The following is a 19,060-nucleotide window of genomic DNA, read 5'->3' on the forward strand; positions in this document are numbered from 1 at the left end:
ACACCGCGCTGGTAGAAAAGCAGTGTGCATGTTCAGGATCCGTATGCTCCCGTCGTGCGCATCCACAGCGCACGGCTGATCCATACCTCCGACCTCGACCCGGAGACGCGCGCGGACGCCAAGCGCATGGTGATCGACGCCTTCGAAGGCTCGTTCACCGACGTCGACTGGGAGCACTCGCTGGGCGGCATGCACGCGATGATCTTCGACCACGGAGCGCTGATCGCGCATGCGGCAGTGGTCCAACGGCGGCTGCTGTACCGCAAAACCGCGCTGCGGTGCGGTTACGTCGAAGCGGTCGCGGTGCGTGAGGACTGGCGCGGGCAAGGCCTGGCCCGCGCGGTGATGGACGCCGCAGAGCAGGTGATCCGCGGGGCGTATCAACTTGGGGCCCTCAGCGCGACGGAGGCCGGCAGGCCGATCTGCACGGCCCGCGGTTGGCTGCCGTGGCAGGGGCCGACGTCGGTGTTGGCGCCGGCCGGGTTGACCCGCACTCCCGACGACGACAACGCGCTGTTCGTGCTGCCGGTCAATGTGGAACTCGACACCAGCGCCGAGATCACCTGCGACTGGCGCGACGGCGACGTCTGGTGAGACTCACATCCGCACCGGGTGTGGGGTGAGGGGAAATTCACGGCGGGGTCACCGCACGGCATGTTGACGCAATAACGCCTCGTTAACGTCGGCTTTCATGACGTTCTGCAGGCTGCGGGCGGTGCCGACACGCCTCGGAAATGGCCAAGTAATCGCTTGGAAACATGCGCTGCCTACACAGGTTCCATGACTGAGCCGGACTGGGCGCCGCTGACCGGATTCCGGGTAGCCGTGACCTCCGCTCGGCGCGCCGACGAGCTGAGCGCGCTCCTGCGCCGCCGCGGTGCGACGGTGACCAGCGCGGCGGCGATCCAGATGGTGCCGTTGCCCGACGACGACGAGCTGCGCGCCCACACCGAAGGCCTGATCGACGTCCCGCCCGACATCGTGATCGCCACCACCGGCATCGGGTTCCGCGGCTGGGTCGCCGCGGCCGACGGCTGGGGGCTGGCCAACGACCTGACCGGCGCGCTCGCGAAGGCCCGCGTCGTGTCGCGCGGCCCCAAGGCGACCGGTGCGCTGCGCGCCGCCGGGCTGCCCGAGGAGTGGTCCCCCGACTCGGAGTCGTCACGCGAATTGCTGCACTACCTCGTTGAGGGCGGTATCGCCGGGCAGCGGATCGCGGTGCAGTTGCACGGAGCCACCGATGACTGGGACCCGTTTCCCGAGTTCCTCGACGAGTTGTGTGCCGCGGGTGCCGAGGTCGTGCCGATCCGGGTGTACCGGTGGCATCCGGCGCCACACAACGGTGACTTCGACCAACTGGTGGCCGGTATCGCCGACGAAAAGTTCGACGCGGTCAGCTTCACGTCGGCGCCCGCCGTCGCCTCGGTGCTGCTGCGGGCCAAGGAGATGGGCCTGGAGAACCAGGTGATCGCTGCCTTCCGCCGAGACGTGCACGCCATGTGCGTCGGCCCCGTGACCGCCCGGCCGCTGGTTCGGTTGGGTATACCGACGTCGGCTCCGGAGCGAATGCGGTTGGGGGCGTTGGCCCGTCACATCACCGATGAGCTGCCGCTGTTGTGTTCGCGCACCATTCGAGTGGCCGGGCACCTGCTCGAGATCCGCGGCACGTGCGTCCTGGTCGACGGTGTCGTCAAGCCGGTGTCACCGGCGGGCATGGCGACGATTCGCGCACTCGCCCACCGGCCGGGAGCGGTGGTGTCGCGCGCCGACCTGCTGCGGGCCCTTCCCGGCACCGGCACCGACACCCACGCCGTTGAAACGGCCGTCTTGCGGCTGCGAACGGCGTTGGGCGACAAGAACATCGTGTCGACCGTCGTCAAGCGCGGCTACCGCCTGGCCGTCGAGGACAACCTGGCGTACACGCCATGAGCTATCTACTGGTAGCGCACGGCACGCGTAAACAGAGCGGTGTCGCGTTGATCGGGAGCCTCGCCGACCGGGTGTCGACCGCGCTCGGCACCCCGGTCCACGTCGCGTTCGTCGACGTCCTCGGCCCGACACCGAGTGAGGTGTTGCAGACGTTGTCCGATCGGACCATCCTCGTGCCGGCATTTCTGGCGCGCGGGTATCACGTCAATGTCGACATCCCCGCACACGTCGCGGCCAGTGGACATCCCGGCGTGACCGTTGCCGAGGCACTTGGACCCAGCACCGCGTTGGCGCGTGTGCTCATGGATCGCTTAATCGAATGTGGCTGGCGTGCGGGCGATTCGGTGGTCCTCGCCGCAGCGGGCACGTCCGACCCCGGTGCGTTGTCGGATCTGCGACAGACGTCGGCGCTGTTGTCGGCGGTGATCGGTGAGCGGGTCGAACTGGCGTACGCCGCCACCGGTGAGCCGCGCGTCGCCGACGCGGTGGCGCGGCTACGTCGCAACGGCGCGAGGCGGGTGGTCGTGGCCTCGTACCTGTTGGCCGAGGGACTTTTTCAGGACCGGCTGCGCGACAGCGGTGCCGACGCGGTGGCCGACCCGCTGGGCACCCATCCCGCGATGGTGCGGTTGATCGCCAACCGGTTCCGCCGCGCCCGCGTTCCGCTGGCAGCCTGACTCACCGCCGCGAAATGGCATTCCAGCAGGTGTTCACTCGAACTTTCGCTGCTGGAATGCAATTTCGCGCAAAGACGGGTAGGGGTCAGCCGCGGACCTCGACGTGGCCGTCGGCGGTGACGCGCGTCGGGTAGACCGGCAGCGAGAACTCGGGATCGTCGAGGCACACGCCGTCATCGAGCGCGAAGGCCTGCTTCTTGATCGGGGACTGCACTGTCGGCCGGCCGCCGCGATCGCCGACGAGGCCGCGTGACATCACCGCAGCGCCCGAGAACGGATCGATATTGCCGACCGCATGCAGCGACCCGTCGTCCAGACGGAACAGCGCCGCCTGGCTGCCGTCGGCGAGTAGCACGCCCACGCCGCGGTTCGGGATCAGGAAGTCGTAGCGGCAGGCTGTTGTCCAGACCTGGATGTCGTTGAGAGTTGTCATCTTTGGGGCACCTTCGGCATTCCGATGGGGACGGGCACCTTGCGGCCGGACCGCTCGGTGAACTCGACTGTGGGGTCAGCGACGTCGGGGGCGTTGACGAAAGACACGAAGCGCGACAGCTTGTTCGGGTCGTCGAGCACGCCTTTCCATTCGCAGGCGTAGCCATCCACGTGGCGGGCCATCGCATCCTCGAATTCGGCGGCCAAGCCCAGGGAGTCGTTGCAGACGACATCGCGGAGATGGTCCAGTCCTCCGTCCATCGCCTCCAGCCACGGCGCAGTGCGCTGCAACCGGTCGGCGGTGCGGATGTAGAACATCAGGAACCGGTCGATGTACCGGATCAACGTCTCGTCGTCGAGGTCGCCGGCCAGCAGCTGCGCGTGCCGGGGCGACATGCCGCCGTTGCCGCAGACGTAAAGATTCCAACCCTGTTCGGTGGCGATGACGCCGACGTCTTTGCTCTGCGCCTCCGCGCATTCGCGCGCGCATCCCGACACCGCCATCTTGATCTTGTGTGGTGCGCGAAGCCCGCGGTAGCGCTTCTCGATTTCGACGGCCATGTCGACGGAGTCCTGTTGACCGTAGCGGCACCATGTGCTGCCGACGCAGCTCTTGACGGTGCGCAACGACTTGCCGTAGGCGTGCCCGGATTCCATGCCGCCGTCGACGAGCCGGCGCCAGATCTCGGGAAGCTGGTCGACGCGGGCGCCGAACATGTCGATGCGCTGCCCGCCGGTGATCTTGGTGTACAGGCCGAAGTCCCTGGCGATCTCGCCGATCAGGATCAGTTGCTCCGGTGTGATCTCGCCGCCCGGTGACCGTGGCACCACCGAGTAGCTGCCGTTTTTCTGGATGTTGGCCAGGAAGTGGTCGTTGGAGTCCTGCAGCGAGGCCTGCTCCCCGTCGAGGATGTGCTCGCTGCTCGTCGAGGCGAGAATCGAGGCCACCACCGGTTTGCAGATGTCGCAACCCTTTCCGGTGCCGAACCGCTCGATCAAACCGGAGAACGTGCGGATCTCGGTGGCGCTAATGATCTCGAACAACTCGGCGCGCGACTGCGAGAAGTGTTCGCACAGCGCCTTGGACTGTTCAACGCCCTCGGCCTCCAGCAGCTGCTTGAGCAGCGGCACGCACGAACCGCAGGAGGTGCCCGCGAGCGTGCACTTCTTCAGGCCGGGCACGTCGGCGCATCCGCCGCTGATGGCCTCCTTCAGGTCACCCTTGGTGACGTTGTTGCAGGAGCAGATCTGCGCGATGTCGGGCAGCGCGCCGACACCCAAACCCGGTGCGTCGCCGTCGGAGGCGGGTGCGATCAGCGACAGCGGGTCACCGGGCAGTTCGCTGGCTACCATCGGACGCAGCACACCGTAGGCCGACGCGTCGCCGACGAGGATTCCGCCCAACAGGGTCTTGGCGTCATCGGAGAGCACCAGCTTCGCGTAGGTCTGCTTGACCGGGTCATTGACCACGACGTTCAAGCAGTTGGGCGTGTGGCCCTGAGCATCGCCGAAGCTGGCCACGTCGACGCCGAGCAGCTTGAGCTTGGTCGACATGTCGGCTTCCGGGAACTCGGCGGCGCCACCGAGCAGGCGATCGGCCACCACCTCCGCGCTCGTATAGCCGGGGCCGACCAGCCCATAGCAGCGGCCCTCGATCGCGGCCACCTCGCCGATGGCGTAGATGTCGGGATCGCTTGTGACGCAGGATAGGTCGGTCAGCACACCGCCGCGCTGGGCAATCTCCAGGCCCGCTTCGCGGGCGAGTTCGTCGCGCGGGCGCACACCGGCGGCGAACACGATCAGGCCGGTGTCGATATGGCTTCCGTCGTTGAGGGACAACCGCACTGAGTCGTCTTGGTCGGATTTGCGCAGCGGCCGGTTGCGCTGTGCCGGCGCGATGGTCTCGGTGCCCACGCCGGTGTGCACCTCGATGCCCAGGCTCTTGACCATCCTGCTCAGCAGCGCGCCGCCTGCCTCGTCGAGCTGCGCGGCCATCAGGTGGGGCGCCATCTCGACGACGTGGGTCTTCAACCCGAACGCGCGCAGCGCATTCGCCGCTTCGAGGCCGAGCAGACCACCGCCGATCACCACACCGACGGGCGCCTTGGACGCGAGTGCCGTTTCGGCGCCTGCCCGGATCGCGTTGAGGTCGTCGAGGGTCCGATAGACGTGGCAGGCCGGCAGGTCGCGGCCCGGCACCGGCGGTACGAACGCATACGAACCGGTCGCCAACACCAAGGCGTCGTATGGAATCCGGGAACCCTCGGCGGTCAGCACCGCCTTGTCCGTCCGGTCGATCCCGGTGACCCGCGTGCCCAGCCGCAGCTCGACCAGCTCGTCATCCGGGTAGTCGTTGCCCGCGAGCGCCAACCGGCTGCGGTCCCAGTGTTCGGTGTACCCGGTGAGCCCGACCCGGTCGTAGGCGGCGTCGGCTTCCTCGGCGAGGATCGTCACCCGCCACTGGCCGTCGGCGTCACGGGACCGCAACGCCTCGACGAATCGGTGCCCGACCATGCCGTGGCCGACCACGACCACGTTCCTTGTTGACCGCATGCCGCCGACGCTAAGCAGCCGATATTGCCGCAATGTCGCCTCGTGTGAAGCAGCGATCACGGTGTGCTCACATCGACCCGCGGCCGCTGTGAGCCCGATGCTGCGGGTTCACTCGCGGCGAACGACCTAAAGGAATATGAGCGTAGGTGACTCAAGTTTTACTTGCTGAGAAACCGGCACAGTACCGGTTCGACAGCGAGGAGGCAGACATGAGCACATTGGCATTACGCACTCGTCCCACGTGGGATCTGGACCGGTGGGTACGCGACTTCTTCGGCCCCGCGACGGCTGAAAGCTGGGCCGCGGGGGCGTTCACCCCCGCCGCGGAAATCGTCAGGGAGGGCGACGACGCGCTCGTCCGCGTCGAGCTTCCGGGCCTAGACGTCGAAAAGGATGTGAACGTCGAGGTCGACAGGGGCTACCTCGTGATCCACGGCGAACGTCGCGACGAGCGGTCCGAAGATAAGGACGGTCGCACGCTGCGCGAAGTGCGTTACGGGTCGTTCCGTCGATCGTTCAAGCTCCCCGAGCACGTCACCGGCCAGGACATCAAGGCCGAGTACGACACTGGTGTGCTGACGGTGCGGATCCCCGGCGCCCACAAGGGCCGTCAGACGCAGCGCATCGCGATCGAAAACAAGTAAGCACCTCGATACGGCAGCCGGTGGAACTTCGGTTCCACCGGCTTCGTCGTCTCAACGCTCGGTTGTCGTGGGGGCCGCGCCGGTGGTGGTCGGCGGTGGCTCCGGGGCCCTGATCTCGGTCGTCTCCACGCTCGGCATCGTGTAGCTGGGGGTGGTCGTCGTCGTGGTGGTGTACGACAGCGGAATCGACGTCGCCGCCGGCGGCGGCACCGAAGCGGGCACCCTGGCCGCGTCCGAGGTGCGGACCACCGCGTAGATCAGGATCGCCACCAGGACCGCCGCGACCACGCCTGCAGCCATGATCAGTGACTGGTCGTCCTGCCAGTTCAGGTCGTCGTCAGCCATGTCTTTCGTCCTAGACCCAGCGCTGCAACAGTTCCTTGGCCTGTGCCGACAGCGCGCGCTGCAGGAACGGACCGAAGCTGACGCGCGCCACACCGAGCGGCCCGAACGACGCGGGGTCGTCCTGATCGGGCAGCCCGATCGCGTTCACCGGCAGAGGTAACTCGGATGTCAAGCGCCGCAACGTGTCCGGATCGTGACGGCCGACGGGGTAAAGCACGTCGGCCCCTGCCGCGGCGGCTTCGGTCAACCGCGCGATCGCACGATCCACACGGTCGGACTCGTCGCCGTCCTGGCGCAGGAACAGGTCCGTACGCGCGTTGATCACCACGTGCACGCCGGTCGCGTCCGCCGCCTCACGCAGCGCGCCGACGAGCTCGGCGTGCTCGGTGGCCGAGCGCAACCGGCCGTCCTCGCTGTGCACGGTGTCTTCGATGTTGAACCCGACACCGCCCGCCTCCAGCAGGCCGTCGATGAGCCGCGCGGGCGACTGGGCATAGCCGGACTCGAGGTCGACCGAGACCGGCACGTCGACGGCCGCGGTGATCTGCTTGACGCGGGCGATCACGTCGTCGAACGACATGCCCTCCTGGTCCGCTTTACCGACGGAATCGGCCAGCGGATGGCTTCCGACGGTGAGCGCAGCAAATCCTTCGTCGACCGCCAGCCGGGCCGACCAGACGTCCCAGACGGTCGGCAGGATCACCGGGTTCCCCGGTATGTGCAAGGCCAGCAGGGCGTCGGCCCGTTCTTTGAGGACTTGGTCGGGCATCGGGCCGTCTCCTTTTAGTTTGACGTGATCTGTCTCACGGTGCACTGCATGATGGAGCTAGCATCGGGTGTCGTACTGTGATGCCTGACACCCTTCAGCCCAAGGAGGTCAATTGTCCAGCACTACCGAACTTGCCGAGCTGCACGAGCTAATCGGAAGCCTGCGGCGGTGCGTGACATCGTTGGCGTCGAGGTACGGGGACACCCCCGCGACGCGTCGGATCGTCAACGACGCCGAACGCATCCTCAACGACATCGACCGTCTCGACATTGACGCCGAAGAGCTGGAGCTGGCCCGAGGCGTGGTGCACCACCACGCCGGAGACCGCATCCCGATCCCGGACACCCAGTACGACACCGAGTTCTGGCGCGGCGTCGATGACGAAGGGCTCGGCGGCGTCCGCTGACGCGGACCCCCGGGCACCGGGACAACTCAACACCGAAAGGCAACAGTGAGCGCACCCACCGCCGACCGCAAGGCGACCGGCGTCTTTTCGCCGAGCCGTGCCGAGATTCCGCAACGCACGCTGCGCACCGACCGGTGGTGGCAGTCACCGCTGATCGTGAACCTGGGCTTCGCGGCCTTCCTGATCTACGCCACGGTGCGGGCGTTCATGCAGAAGTGGTACTACGTCGCCGACTACCACTACCTGACGCCGTTCTACTCGCCGTGTCTGGCGAAGTGGAACGCCGCCGAGCAGTCCGGGTGTATCCCGGAGTCCAGCCACTTCGGCCAGTTCCTGCCCGATGTGTGGTGGCTGCCGTACGCGGCGGTGTCGCTGCCGTTCCTGCTGCTGTTCCGCTTGACCTGCTACTACTACCGCGGCGCCTACTACCGGTCGGTGTGGCAGTCGCCGACGGCTTGTGCGGTGCCGGAACCTCGGGCGCACTACACGGGCGAGACGCGGCTGCCGCTGATCATCCAGAACACCCACCGCTACTTCTTCTACATCGCCGTGCTCATCTCGCTGATCAACACCTACGACGCGATCGCGGCGTTCCACTCGCCCTCGGGCTTCGGATTCGGCTTGGGCAACGTGATTCTCGTCGGCAATGTGATCCTGCTGTGGACGTACACGGTGTCGTGCCACTCCTGCCGTCACGTCGCCGGCGGCCGCCTCAAGCACTTCTCCAAACATCCTGTGCGGTACTGGATGTGGACCCAGATCAGCAGGCTCAACGTGCGTCACAAGCAGTATGCGTGGATCACACTCGGCACGCTGATGCTGACCGACTTCTACATCATGTTGGTGGCCAGTGGTGCCATCTCTGACCTGAGATTCATTGGCTGAGCGCCTAATTCAATCGGTAGTGAGGTTTTCTTAATGGCGGAACTGGAACGGCACTCCTACGACGTCGTCGTGATCGGCGCCGGCGGTGCGGGTTTACGCGCGGTCATCGAGGCGCGCGAACGCGGCCTGAAGGTCGCGGTGATCACGAAGTCGTTGTTCGGCAAGGCCCATACGGTGATGGCCGAGGGCGGCTGCGCCGCGGCGATGGGCAACGCGAACCCGAAGGACAACTGGCAGGTCCACTTCAAGGACACCATGCGCGGCGGGAAGTTCCTCAACAACTGGCGCATGGCCGAGTTGCACGCCAAGGAAGCCCCGGACCGGGTGTGGGAGCTGGAGACCTACGGCGCGCTCTTCGACCGCACCAAGGACGGAAAGATCAGCCAGCGCAACTTCGGTGGGCACACCTATCCGCGGCTGGCGCACGTCGGTGACCGGACCGGCCTGGAGATCATCCGGACCCTGCAGCAGAAGATCGTCTCCCTGCAGCAGGAAGACAAGGAGGAGTTCGGCGACTACGAGGCCCGCATCCGCGTCTTCCACGAGTGCACCGTCACCGACCTCATCAAGGACGGCGATCGGATCGCGGGCGCGTTCGGCTACTACCGCGAAGGCGGCAACTTCGTCCTGTTCGAGACGCCGGCCGTGGTGTTGGCGACCGGTGGAATCGGCAAGTCCTACAAGGTGACGTCGAACTCCTGGGAGTACACCGGCGACGGCCACGCGCTGGCGCTGCGGGCGGGCGCGACGCTGATCAACATGGAGTTCGTCCAGTTCCACCCCACCGGCATGGTCTGGCCGCCCAGCGTCAAGGGCATCCTCGTCACCGAGGGTGTGCGCGGCGACGGCGGAGTGCTGAAGAACTCCGAGGGCAAGCGCTTCATGTTCGACTACATCCCGGCGGTGTTCAAAGGTCAGTACGCCGAGAGCATGGAGGAAGCCGACCAGTGGCTCAAGGACAACGACTCCGCGCGGCGCACCCCTGACCTGCTGCCCCGCGACGAGGTGGCCCGTGCGATCAACTCCGAGGTGAAGGCCGACCGCGGCACCCCGCACGGCGGCGTCTACCTCGACATCGCCTCGCGGCTGCCTGCCGAGGAGATCAAGCGGCGGTTGCCGTCGATGTACCACCAGTTCATGGAGCTGGCCGAAGTCGACATCACTAAGGAGCCCATGGAGGTCGGGCCGACGTGCCACTACGTCATGGGCGGCATCGAGGTCGACCCGGACACGGGCGCGGCCAAGACGCCGGGACTGTTCGCCGCGGGTGAGTGCTCGGGCGGCATGCACGGCTCGAACCGGCTGGGTGGCAACTCGCTGTCGGACCTGCTGGTGTTCGGCAGGCGGGCCGGCATGGGCGCGGCCGACTACGTGCGCGCGCTCGGTGAGCGCCCGACGGTGTCCGACGCGGCGGTCGAGGAATCGACCAAGTTGGCGCTGCATCCGTTCGAGGGCCCGTCCAACGGCGACAACGCCGAGAATCCGTACACCCTGCAGCTGGACCTGCAGGACACGATGAACAGCCTGGTCGGCATCATCCGTAAATCCGACGAGATCACCGAGGCCATCGACAAGCTCAAGGAGCTGCGCGAGCGGTACAAGCGGGTCCGAGTCGAGGGTGGCCGACATTTCAACCCGGGTTGGCACCTGGCCATCGACCTGCGCAACATGATCCTGGTCAGCGAGTGCATCGCCAAGGCCGCACTGGAGCGCACCGAAAGCCGCGGCGGGCACACCCGCGACGACTATCCGTCGATGGAATCCGAGTGGCGCAAGACGCTGCTGGTGTGCCGGGCCGAAGGTGAGACCGTGGTTCCCGACATCGACATCACCAAGCAGGACCAGGTGCCGATGCGCGACGACCTGCTGGAGCTGATCGACATCGAAGAGTTGGAGAAGTACTTCACCTCCGAAGAGCTCGCCAACCACTCGTCTAGGAGAGACGCATGAGCTACCAGGCAAAGATGCGAGTGTGGCGTGGCGACGACAACGCCGGCGCGCTGCAGGACTACTCGGTTGAGGTCAACGAGGGTGAGGTGGTGCTCGACATCATCCACCGGCTGCAGCAGACCCAGACCGGCGACCTGGCCGTGCGCTGGAACTGCAAGGCAGGCAAGTGCGGATCCTGCTCGGCGGAGATCAACGGCAGGCCCCGCCTGCTGTGCATGACGCGGATGTCGACCTTCGCCGAGAACGAGGTCATCACCGTGACTCCCCTGCGCACCTTTCCGGTGATCCGCGATCTGGTGACCGACGTGTCGTTCAACTATGAGAAGGCCAGGGAGATCCCGGCGTTCACGCCGCCGAAGGACCTGCAGCCCGGCGAATACCGAATGGCGCAGGAGGACGTCAATCGGTCACAGGAGTTCCGCAAGTGCATCGAGTGCTTCCTGTGCCAGAACGTCTGCCACGTGATCCGCGATCACGAGGAGAACAAAGAGGCGTTCGCCGGCCCGCGGTACCTGATGCGCCAGGCCGAACTCGACATGCATCCGCTCGACGTGCACGAGCGGCGCGCCGAGGACGCGCAGGAAGTGCATGGTCTGGGCTATTGCAACATCACCAAGTGCTGCACCGAGGTCTGCCCCGAACACATCAAGATCACCGACAATGCGCTGATCCCGATGAAGGAGAGGGCCGCCGACCGCAAGTACGACCCGGTGGTGTGGCTCGGCGACAAGCTCTTCCGGCGACGGTAGGAGCCGGAACAAACAGCTTGAGCCGGCGACGGTAGGAGCCGGAACAAACAGCTAGAGCCGGCGACGGTAGGAGCCGGAACAAACAGCTTGCGCCGGCGACGGTAGGAGCGGAACTTCACTAACGGGTTGATCGCATGCACGAGGTACTTGCGATCAACCCGTTAAGGCTCTCCGCCGTGAGCTGGCGACGGCAGGAGCCGTTGACGGGCACGATTCCGCAGGTACCCTGCGGGTAGCGGCCAATCAACGACGAAAGGTTGCATCGTGGCACTTCGACACCCGCATAGCATCAACGACATTCGCACTGCGATTCGCGAGCTCAGCACCCGCGCGGTCCTCGCCCGCAAGGAAGGCCGAGTCGCCGACGCCGACGAGCTGGAGCGACGGGTGGCCGGGTATCGCGAGGAGCTCAGCGCGCGGCCCTGATACGACGGCTTTGGTGCATCACCGATCGCTGAGCGACCGGTAGCGCCCCCAGATCAGCCGTTGCCGAGGCGACGGAACGTACTGCGGTGGAATACGATCGGCGCGACGTCGGCATGCACCGTGATATCGCAGACCCGAAGAATCACGATCGTGTGATCGCCGGCAGGGACGAGTTGCTCAATCACGCTTTCCAGCCATACCGCGGTGCCGTCGATGAAGACCGCGCCGGATTCTCGCGACACGGTGTGCAGGCCGGCGAAACGATCACCGGTCTTGGCGGCCAGCGTCCGCGCGGCTTCGTCGTGTGCCTCGCCGAGCACGCTGATCCCCAGTGACGGGACTGCCCTGAGCCTGGGCCAGGTCTCCGAGGAGTTCTGGACGCAGAACGACACCAGCGGCGGGTCGAGCGACACCGGAACGAACGTGCTCGCGGCGAGTCCGATACGGGTGCCTTCCAACTCCGCGGCGATCGCGATGACACCGGACGGGAAGTGCCCGAACGCTTCGCGAAGCGTCGCCGGGCTCAGATCAGTTGCGCTCATATCCCGTCCATCTTCACACGCGACCGCACGCGGCGGCCACGTCCGGCCCGCTGACCGGACCGTCGGACGTCGTGGACGCGGCACCCGTTAAGGGTCGGAATCGCCGTGAACACAACCGGTAACGTGACGCCCATGCTCGAGCCGCCCGCGGATGACCGGTAGGCCCGGGGACCGACGAAACGTATGTGGATTCCGCTTCTGGTGATGGCTGTTGCGGTCAGCCTGGAGCCGTTTCGGGTCGGCATGACTGTCCTGATGCTCAACCGCCCGCACCCGACCGGCCAGTTACTGGCCTTCCTCACCGGGGGTTTCGCGATGGGCACGGCCGTGGGCGTCGTCGTGTTGTTCGTGCTGCGCCCCGCGCTGGGGTCGGCTCGCTTCACCTTGCCCATGGTGCAGATCGTGGTCGGCGCGGTCCTGCTGCTAAACGCGGCGCTGGTGGTCACGGGTGTGTGGGCACGCGGCCGCGACGTGGCGGCTCTTGCCGAGGCCAGGGTCGGACCGCTCGCCGGCCGGGCGCGCCGAGTGCTCGAGGGCCGGTCGCTGTGGACGGCCGGAGTCGCCGGTCTCGGCATCGCGCTGCCGTCCGTCGACTACCTCGCCGCGCTGGCGCTGATCGTCGCCTCCGGCGCCGCCACCGCGGTCCAGTTGGGCGCCCTGATGCTGTTCAACCTGGTGGCATTCGCGCTCGTCGAGATCCCGCTGCTGTGCTACCTGGTGGCTCCGGACCGCACCCGCGCCGCATTGTCGGCGCTGTACGACTGGCTGCGGTCACAGGGCCGTCGCGGGATTGGCGCACTGCTCGCCGTGATCGGCTGCGCACTGCTCGGAGTCGGGCTTGCCGGCCTCTGAGGCGCCGGGCGCGGTCAGCCTTGCGGAGGGTTGTTCAGCACGTACTGCAGCCCGGAGAGCAGCTGCGAGACCGGGTCGGCGCCGCCACCGAACGCGGCCTGAGTGGCAGGGGCGGTGACCTCGGCGGGGTCATAACCGTTCACGGGGTCGACGGTGATCGGCGCGGTCAGCGGGTTGTCGTTTCGCGAGTAGCCGGCGTCGACGTACGGCTTGAGCACTGCGTCGAGCTCGATCAACGTGTCCTTGGGCACCCCGAGATATTTGAACGGCAGCACCAGCGGCAGATGCTCCTCGGGAATCATGAACGTCGTGGTCTTCGCACCGCGGGAGTTGACGGTCGTCCGGATGTTCTGCGGCGGCACCATGCTGGGATCGGTGAACGCGACCGCGGTGTGACCGGTCGCCAGCCCCACGATCGCGTTGGCCACGGAGATCCAGTTGTCCGGGCGATCGGGCCAGTCGGCGATGCTGTCGTACGCGGAAATGAACTGATATGTGTCGTACTGGCTTTCGACCGGCGGCGGGATGCGGTAGTCGAGCGACGGCACGACGCTGCCGACGGGGAACATCTGGGTCAGAAAGCTTTCGCCGAAGGCGTGCCGAGCCACCGGGTCCCCGTACATCGCGAAGCTCAGCTCGTTCGGCGGCGGGGCGGCGGGGTCGTATGCGAGCCGCGCCTGCACGTCGTTGAGCACCATCGCGCCCTCCGACAGACCGATCGCGGTTCCGCGCCCGCCCGCCTTGATGGCGTCGATGAGGTTCGGCGCGCCGACGTCGACCGATTCGCCGACGCTGGGCCCGTCGAGCCCGAGTCCGGGCACGTAGCGATCCCCCAACGCGCCGATACCGGGGAACAACCGCTCCAGGGTGTGCCCCTGCACCTGTCCGGCGGGGTAGTCGACGATCTGGCGGTCCAATCCAGGGAACCAGTCCGCGCCGGTACGCATGATGTATTCGTCGTACGGAATGCCGAGCACGTGTGCGCCACCCAGCGCGTACGCGCGACCGGGCGTGCCCAGAGGCGGTGGACCGTCGCCCGACGGGCCGGGCGGCGGGGGCGGCTCGTCGGCAGCCGCGATCCCGAGTCCCAGACAGCCTACGGCGCTGAGGGTTGTCAGTACAGCGCCGAGGGCGAGAATCCTCTTCATCTCACGTCCAATCGCGCGAATCGATTCTGCTGATATCGCTCGACGCAGGCGGCGCGCCGGATCTTGCCGCTCGTCGTCGTGGGGATCGAACCGGCTGAAACCAACACCACATCCTCGACGCTGAGGCCGTGCGCATTGGAAATCGCCGCCGTGACATCGCTTTTCAGCGTCTCGAGCCGCTCCCCCACACCTTCGGCCGAATCGGTCGGCTTCTTGAGTTCGATGACGGTGACCAGCCTCTCGCCACCGTCCGCCGAAACCGCGATCGCCGCGACCCGACCGCGGGTGATCTCCTGCACCGTCGCCTCGATGTCCTCGGGGTAGTGGTTACGGCCTCGGATGATCAACAGATCCTTGATGCGACCGACGATGAACAGCTCGCCACCGTAGACGAATCCGAGATCGCCGGTGGCCAGCCACGGCCCCTCCGGAGTACCCGCGGACGGGTCGACAAGCATTGCGCCGAAACAACTCTGCTCGTCCGGCGGCCTACCCCAGTAGCCGCCGGCGACGTTGTCGCCGTGTACCCAGATCTCGCCGACCTCGTCGGGCGCGCATTCTCGGCGGGTGTCGCTGTCGACGATGCGCACCAACGGCGACTGCGGCACCCGGTACCTGACCAGTTCCGCGCCCTTCCCGGCCGCGCAGGGCCGGACGCGGCGGGCGCCCAGTTCCTCGGCGTCGAATCCGACCGCAGCCAACGACTCGTCCCAGGTTCCCGCTGCGACGAAGACCGTCGCCTCGGCCAAACCGTATGCCGGGCGCAGCATATGGTCGCGAAAGTTGAAGTGCGCGAACCGGTCGACGAAACGTTCCAAGGTGGCCGGCTCGACCCGTTCGGCGCCGTTGATGATGCCCAGTACCCCGCCGAGGTCGAGTCCCGCCAAGTCGTCATCGGTGATCTTGCGGGCGGCCAGGTCGAATGCGAAGTTGGGTGCCCCCGAGAACGCGTGCGGGTTCTCGGCCAACGCTCGTACCCACCGGGCCGGCTTCTCCAGGAACGCGGTCGGGTGCGTCAATGCAGCGGAACGGCCGCTGAGGATCGGCAAGCCGACGCCCAGCATCAGTCCCATGTCGTGGTAAAAGGGCAGCCACGACACAAATGTGGCGTCCGGCGGCAGGGGCGACTGCGCGAAGAACTCCCGCATCAGCTGCTCGAAGTTGACCGTCAGATTGCGGTGCGAGATCTCCGCTCCCGTAGGCGATCTCGTCGATCCCGAACTGTATTGCAGATACGCGATGTTCGGTAGCTCAGCCGGTTCGGGGCCGCTACGCCCCTCGGCGTCGAGGTCCAGCGAGTCGATCTCGACCAGCTTCGGCACCATGTCCAGCGGCGATCCATCGATGAAATCGCCGACATAGCTCGCAGCGACCGAGGTCGTGAGGACGACGGCGGGCGCGGTGTCGGCGAGCACCGCACTCACCCGGTCATGTCCCGAACCGGGGTGCGGCAGCGGCAGCGGGACCGCGATGAACCCCGCCTGCATCGACCCCAGGAACGCCAGGATGTACTCGAAGCCCTGTGGGGCAAGGATCACCGCTCTGTCGCCGACCGACCCGTGCCGCCGTAGTTCGTGCGCGACATTCACGGTGCGTCGTGCCAGTTGCGACCACGTGAGGGTCTCCCGCACACCCGCGGGGTCGCGCGAGTATTCGGTGAAGGTGAAGGCGACGTCGTCGGGACGCAGGCTCGCACGCCCGTGCAGCATCGAAAGGATCGAGGAATCGGACGGTGTCACGAGATATCCGTATCAGCTCGGTGGGACGACAACGCGGGGGTGCGCGGCGGCGGCGGTTGTGTGGGCCACCAGTTCGCCCGCCCTATCAGTGTGGCGATGGCCGGGACGGTGATGGTGCGAACCACGAAGGTGTCCAGCAGGATTCCGACCCCGATGACGAATCCGCCTTGGATCACGATGCCGATGCTGGAGAACAGCAGGCCGGCCATCGACGCGGCGAAGATCAAACCGGCCGCGGTGATGACGCCGCCCGTCGAACCCAGGGTCCGGATCACGCCGTAACGCACACTGCTCGGCGACTCGTCACGCAACCGCGACACGAACAGCATGTTGTAGTCGGCGCCCACCGCAACCAGCACCACGAACGCCAACGGCGGTACGCTCCAATGTAATTCCTGCCCGAGGAGCACCTGGAACGCGAGCACCCCGATACCGATCGCCGCGAAGTACGACACCACCACCGACCCGACCAGGTACAGCGGCGCGATGATCGCGCGCAGCAACACCATCAACGTCAACAGCACGACGATCACGGTCGCGGCGATGATGAACCGGATGTCCTGCTGGTAGTAGTCACGCGTGTCGCGCAGCGCGGCGGGAAATCCGCCCATCGAGATCGTGGCGTCGGCCAACGCCGTGTTCGGTTGGGCTCCGCGGGCGATGTCATGGATCTGGTTCACCTGGTCCATCGCCTCGGGACTGAACGGGTTGAGCTCGGTCTGCACCAGGTATCGCACCGAGCGTCCGTCCGGCGAAATGTACGCCGCGGCTGCCTTTTTGAAGTCGGGCAGGTTCAGCACTTCCGGCGGGATGTTGAACCCGGCCTGTGACGGGTCCGCGGCGTTGCTGCGCATCGTCAACAGAAAGGTCGACGCCTCGTTCAGTCCGGCGGCGATCACCTTGACCTGTTTGACGAGTTCGTCCACGCCGCCCGCCACTTCCCGGCTCCCGGCGGCGAGGCGGTTCGCGCCGCGCTGCAGTTCGGTCATGCTGCGCTGTGCGCCGCCGGGTTGGTCCAACCCCATCGTGTTGACTGCCTTGGCGACGTTGGCCATCGCGGCGTTGAGCTTGCTGACCGCCGCGTTCAGCGTCTGGCGGTCCTCGACACCCTGGAGTTCCTGGGCCAGGCCGTTGATCTCGTCGAGGCTTCCGTTGTCCCGCGCGGCGACGAGCCGTTGGAACTGCATGCGGGTGTCGACACAGGAGGGGTTGGCGTCGCACACCGCGTTGCCCTGCAGCGCGGTCAGGACCGGTCCGATCCAGGCGAACAGATCCTTGACCGCCCGGAAGTTCACGCCCATGGAGTTGCCGAGCGCGTTGATGCTCGCGACCAACTTGGCCGTGGTTTCGACGTCGCGCACCAACTTGTCGCCGCCGTACTCGGTGCGCACGGAGGAGAACGTGTCGACGAGGTTCTGGATGCTCGGCGCGACCGCGTTGATCTGGGCTTGCACGTCGGCCAGGCTGTCGGCGAGCGTGTCGGCCCCGTCGGTGAGCCGGTTGAGATCACCGGTGCGCTGACCGATCTGAGCTGACCCGTCCGCCAGCCGGTCACCCACGATGCCCGCCTGGAAGGTCGCCCGGAACTCCATCGGCACTTCACCGAGCGGACGGGTGATACCGCTGACCAGCCCCACGTCGGGCAGTTGCGCGATGCGCGACGCCATCTGCTCGAGGTCGGCAAGCGCCCGCGGCGACCGAAGATCGTGTGGCGATTGGATCAGGATGTATTCGGGGATGGACTGTTTGATCGGGAAATGGCGTTCCAGCGCGGCGTACCCGACCGAACTCGGCGCCGAGGCGGGGACCACCTTGCGGTCGTCGTAGTTGTAGTCGGCGAACACCGCGATGCCTGCCAGCAGGCCCAGCACGAGCAGGCTGGCGACCAGGTGGGGCACCGGCCTGCGCACGATGCGCACACCGGAGCGCCGCCAGAACGGGGCGGTCAGTTCACGCCGGGGCTTGACCCAGCCGCGGGGCCCGGCCAGCACGAGGATGGCCGGGAGCAGGGTCACCCCCGCGAGGTAGGCGATGCCGATCCCGATCGCCGCCGACGCTCCGACGGTTTTGAAGACGCCCATCTGCGCGAAGCTCAGCATCAAAAACGTCAGGCCCACCGTCGCGGCAGACGCCGTGATGACCTTGCCGATCGAGGCCATCGCCGCCCTGACCGCCTGCTCGTAGTCGCCGCCCGAACGCAGATAGTCGTGGTAGCGGCTGATCAGGAAGACCGCGTAATCCGTTCCGGCGCCCGCCATGATCGCGCTGAGGAACACGATGGACTGGTTGGAGACGCCGGCCCCGGTCAGCTCCGAGAAACCCGCGACGACGGCTTGGGCGAGCAACAGCGACGATCCGATCGTCACCAGAGGCAGCAGCATCGTGACCACGTTGCGGTACACCAGCAGCAGCACGCCCAGAACCAGGACGGCGATCGCGATCTCGATCGGCAGGCGATCCTGTTCGCCCGCGACGGTGAGGTCGGCGACGGTGGCGGCCGGCCCGGTGATGTACGCGGTGACGGCGCTGCCCGCGACGTTCTGCTCGATCAGCTCTGCCACTCGGTTGAAGGAGTCGAACGCCCGCGGCGTACCCAACTCCCCCTCGAGGCTGACCGGCAGCACCCACGTCGTCTTGTCTTCACTTGTCAGGAACGGCCGAAGCTGTGGCGTGGCGACGAAGTCCTGCACCGACACGACGTCGGTGACGTTGTCGCGCAACGCGTCGACGAGCTTGCGGTAGGTGGCTTCGTCAGCGGGCGTCAGCCCGTTCTCGTTGATGAGCGCCACGAGCAGGAGGTCGTCGTTGGCGGTCTCACCGAATGCCTCGGCCATTTTCGCGGCGGTGACGGCCGACGGCGCGTCGGCGGGCAGGATCGCCAGCGGATGCTTCTGGGCCATCTCGCCCAGCGACGGGACCGTCAGCGGCAGCGCGACCACCATCGCGGCCCAGATGCCGATGACGATCCAGGGCCACCGCGCCACGAAATCGGCTAGCCGCCGCATACCGTCCTC

The 19,060-nt window shown here is 66.8% G+C and carries 18 protein-coding genes; 10 read left to right on the top strand and 8 right to left on the bottom strand.

The window, feature by feature from the left end; all coding sequences use genetic code 11:
• Positions 1-24 precede the first annotated feature (24 nt).
• The 3 genes from AU192_RS23530 (at position 25) to AU192_RS23540 (ending at position 2,606) form a co-directional block, all read left to right on the top strand.
• Positions 25-594 carry a GNAT family N-acetyltransferase gene (locus tag AU192_RS23530; protein WP_082695119.1) on the top strand — a complete coding sequence of 190 codons (570 nt, stop codon included), beginning with the start codon at positions 25-27 and terminating at the stop codon, positions 592-594.
• Between the two features lie 186 nt (positions 595-780).
• On the top strand, positions 781-1,929 hold the full coding sequence (locus AU192_RS23535; RefSeq protein ID WP_064399949.1) for a uroporphyrinogen-III synthase: 1,149 nt from the start codon (positions 781-783) through the stop codon (positions 1,927-1,929).
• On the top strand, positions 1,926-2,606 hold the full coding sequence (locus tag AU192_RS23540) for a sirohydrochlorin chelatase (RefSeq protein WP_064399950.1): 681 nt from the start codon (positions 1,926-1,928) through the stop codon (positions 2,604-2,606). Before AU192_RS23535 ends, AU192_RS23540 begins: the two co-directional genes overlap by 4 nt.
• 85 nt (positions 2,607-2,691) lie before the next feature.
• Here the strand turns inward: AU192_RS23540 and nirD are convergent, their stop codons facing one another.
• Entirely contained in the window at positions 2,692-3,039 is a 348-nt protein-coding gene (gene nirD, locus AU192_RS23545) for a nitrite reductase small subunit NirD (RefSeq protein ID WP_064399951.1), read from the bottom strand.
• Complete coding sequence (nirB, locus tag AU192_RS23550; protein WP_064399952.1) at positions 3,036-5,591, bottom strand: nitrite reductase large subunit NirB; 2,556 nt, start codon at positions 5,589-5,591, stop codon at positions 3,036-3,038. Before nirB ends, nirD begins: the two co-directional genes overlap by 4 nt.
• A 209-nt stretch (positions 5,592-5,800) precedes the next feature.
• Here nirB and AU192_RS23555 point away from each other — a divergent pair, with 209 nt between their 5' ends.
• On the top strand, positions 5,801-6,235 hold the full coding sequence (locus tag AU192_RS23555; protein ID WP_064399953.1) for an Hsp20/alpha crystallin family protein: 435 nt from the start codon (positions 5,801-5,803) through the stop codon (positions 6,233-6,235).
• A 51-nt stretch (positions 6,236-6,286) separates the two neighbouring features.
• On the opposite strand, the gene AU192_RS23560 is transcribed toward AU192_RS23555, so the two are convergent.
• The gene (locus tag AU192_RS23560; RefSeq protein ID WP_064399954.1) at positions 6,287-6,580 is read right to left on the bottom strand and encodes a hypothetical protein; all 294 of its coding nucleotides are present in this window, start codon (positions 6,578-6,580) and stop codon (positions 6,287-6,289) included.
• Between the two features lie 10 nt (positions 6,581-6,590).
• Positions 6,591-7,349, bottom strand: coding sequence for an isocitrate lyase/PEP mutase family protein (locus tag AU192_RS23565; protein ID WP_064399955.1), 759 nt, complete (start codon positions 7,347-7,349; stop codon positions 6,591-6,593).
• A 112-nt stretch (positions 7,350-7,461) separates the two neighbouring features.
• On the opposite strand from AU192_RS23565, the gene AU192_RS23570 reads away from it, so the two are divergent.
• From AU192_RS23570 to AU192_RS25765, 5 genes are all read left to right on the top strand, one after another.
• Positions 7,462-7,755 carry a hypothetical protein gene (locus tag AU192_RS23570; protein WP_064399956.1) on the top strand — a complete coding sequence of 98 codons (294 nt, stop codon included), beginning with the start codon at positions 7,462-7,464 and terminating at the stop codon, positions 7,753-7,755.
• 45 nt (positions 7,756-7,800) lie between these two features.
• Positions 7,801-8,640: a hypothetical protein gene (locus AU192_RS23575; protein ID WP_064399957.1), complete on the top strand. Its 840-nt coding sequence runs from the start codon at positions 7,801-7,803 to the stop codon at positions 8,638-8,640.
• A gap of 33 nt (positions 8,641-8,673) precedes the next feature.
• On the top strand, positions 8,674-10,590 hold the full coding sequence (locus AU192_RS23580; RefSeq protein ID WP_064399958.1) for a fumarate reductase/succinate dehydrogenase flavoprotein subunit: 1,917 nt from the start codon (positions 8,674-8,676) through the stop codon (positions 10,588-10,590).
• Positions 10,587-11,339: a succinate dehydrogenase/fumarate reductase iron-sulfur subunit gene (locus AU192_RS23585; protein ID WP_064399959.1), complete on the top strand. Its 753-nt coding sequence runs from the start codon at positions 10,587-10,589 to the stop codon at positions 11,337-11,339. The genes AU192_RS23580 and AU192_RS23585 overlap by 4 nt, the downstream gene beginning before the upstream one ends.
• Positions 11,340-11,603: 264 nt before the next feature.
• The gene (locus AU192_RS25765; RefSeq protein ID WP_090344556.1) at positions 11,604-11,765 is read left to right on the top strand and encodes a hypothetical protein; all 162 of its coding nucleotides are present in this window, start codon (positions 11,604-11,606) and stop codon (positions 11,763-11,765) included.
• Positions 11,766-11,818: 53 nt separating this feature from the next.
• Here the strand turns inward: AU192_RS25765 and AU192_RS23590 are convergent, their stop codons facing one another.
• On the bottom strand, positions 11,819-12,307 hold the full coding sequence (locus AU192_RS23590) for a flavin reductase family protein (protein ID WP_064399960.1): 489 nt from the start codon (positions 12,305-12,307) through the stop codon (positions 11,819-11,821).
• 183 nt (positions 12,308-12,490) lie between these two features.
• On the opposite strand from AU192_RS23590, the gene AU192_RS23595 reads away from it, so the two are divergent.
• Entirely contained in the window at positions 12,491-13,159 is a 669-nt protein-coding gene (locus AU192_RS23595) for a GAP family protein (protein ID WP_064399961.1), read from the top strand.
• 14 nt (positions 13,160-13,173) lie between these two features.
• Here AU192_RS23595 and pe read toward each other — a convergent pair whose 3' ends face one another.
• Genes pe through AU192_RS23610 form a run of 3 tightly spaced genes read right to left on the bottom strand, consistent with a single transcriptional unit; the run spans position 13,174 to position 19,051 of the window.
• Positions 13,174-14,307 (bottom strand): acyltransferase PE, encoded by a 1,134-nt coding sequence (gene pe / locus AU192_RS23600; RefSeq protein WP_064399962.1) that lies wholly within the window; start codon positions 14,305-14,307, stop codon positions 13,174-13,176.
• On the bottom strand, positions 14,304-16,016 hold the full coding sequence (locus AU192_RS23605; RefSeq protein WP_064400042.1) for an AMP-binding protein: 1,713 nt from the start codon (positions 16,014-16,016) through the stop codon (positions 14,304-14,306). Before AU192_RS23605 ends, pe begins: the two co-directional genes overlap by 4 nt.
• A gap of 26 nt (positions 16,017-16,042) precedes the next feature.
• Positions 16,043-19,051: an MMPL/RND family transporter gene (locus AU192_RS23610; protein WP_064399963.1), complete on the bottom strand. Its 3,009-nt coding sequence runs from the start codon at positions 19,049-19,051 to the stop codon at positions 16,043-16,045.
• Positions 19,052-19,060: the final 9 nt, after the last annotated feature.

The organism is Mycobacterium lehmannii (assembly GCF_001499925.1).
GTDB classification, from domain to species: Bacteria; Actinomycetota; Actinomycetes; order Mycobacteriales; family Mycobacteriaceae; genus Mycobacterium; species Mycobacterium lehmannii.

Excerpts from the sequence above, each read along its gene's own strand:
- AU192_RS23555 (WP_064399953.1), top strand. The coding sequence starts at position 5,801 with ATGAGCACATTGGCATTACGCACTCGTCCCACGTGGGATCTGGACCGG.
- AU192_RS23540 (WP_064399950.1), top strand. The coding sequence starts at position 1,926 with ATGAGCTATCTACTGGTAGCGCACGGCACGCGTAAACAGAGCGGTGTC.
- AU192_RS23610 (WP_064399963.1), bottom strand. The coding sequence starts at position 19,051 with ATGCGGCGGCTAGCCGATTTCGTGGCGCGGTGGCCCTGGATCGTCATC.
- AU192_RS23580 (WP_064399958.1), top strand. The coding sequence starts at position 8,674 with ATGGCGGAACTGGAACGGCACTCCTACGACGTCGTCGTGATCGGCGCC.
- pe (WP_064399962.1), bottom strand. The coding sequence starts at position 14,307 with ATGAAGAGGATTCTCGCCCTCGGCGCTGTACTGACAACCCTCAGCGCC.
- AU192_RS23565 (WP_064399955.1), bottom strand. The coding sequence starts at position 7,349 with ATGCCCGACCAAGTCCTCAAAGAACGGGCCGACGCCCTGCTGGCCTTG.
- AU192_RS23605 (WP_064400042.1), bottom strand. The coding sequence starts at position 16,016 with ATGCTGCACGGGCGTGCGAGCCTGCGTCCCGACGACGTCGCCTTCACC.
- nirD (WP_064399951.1), bottom strand. The coding sequence starts at position 3,039 with ATGACAACTCTCAACGACATCCAGGTCTGGACAACAGCCTGCCGCTAC.
- AU192_RS23535 (WP_064399949.1), top strand. The coding sequence starts at position 781 with ATGACTGAGCCGGACTGGGCGCCGCTGACCGGATTCCGGGTAGCCGTG.
- AU192_RS23590 (WP_064399960.1), bottom strand. The coding sequence starts at position 12,307 with ATGAGCGCAACTGATCTGAGCCCGGCGACGCTTCGCGAAGCGTTCGGG.
- AU192_RS23585 (WP_064399959.1), top strand. The coding sequence starts at position 10,587 with ATGAGCTACCAGGCAAAGATGCGAGTGTGGCGTGGCGACGACAACGCC.
- AU192_RS23560 (WP_064399954.1), bottom strand. The coding sequence starts at position 6,580 with ATGGCTGACGACGACCTGAACTGGCAGGACGACCAGTCACTGATCATG.
- nirB (WP_064399952.1), bottom strand. The coding sequence starts at position 5,591 with ATGCGGTCAACAAGGAACGTGGTCGTGGTCGGCCACGGCATGGTCGGG.
- AU192_RS23595 (WP_064399961.1), top strand. The coding sequence starts at position 12,491 with ATGTGGATTCCGCTTCTGGTGATGGCTGTTGCGGTCAGCCTGGAGCCG.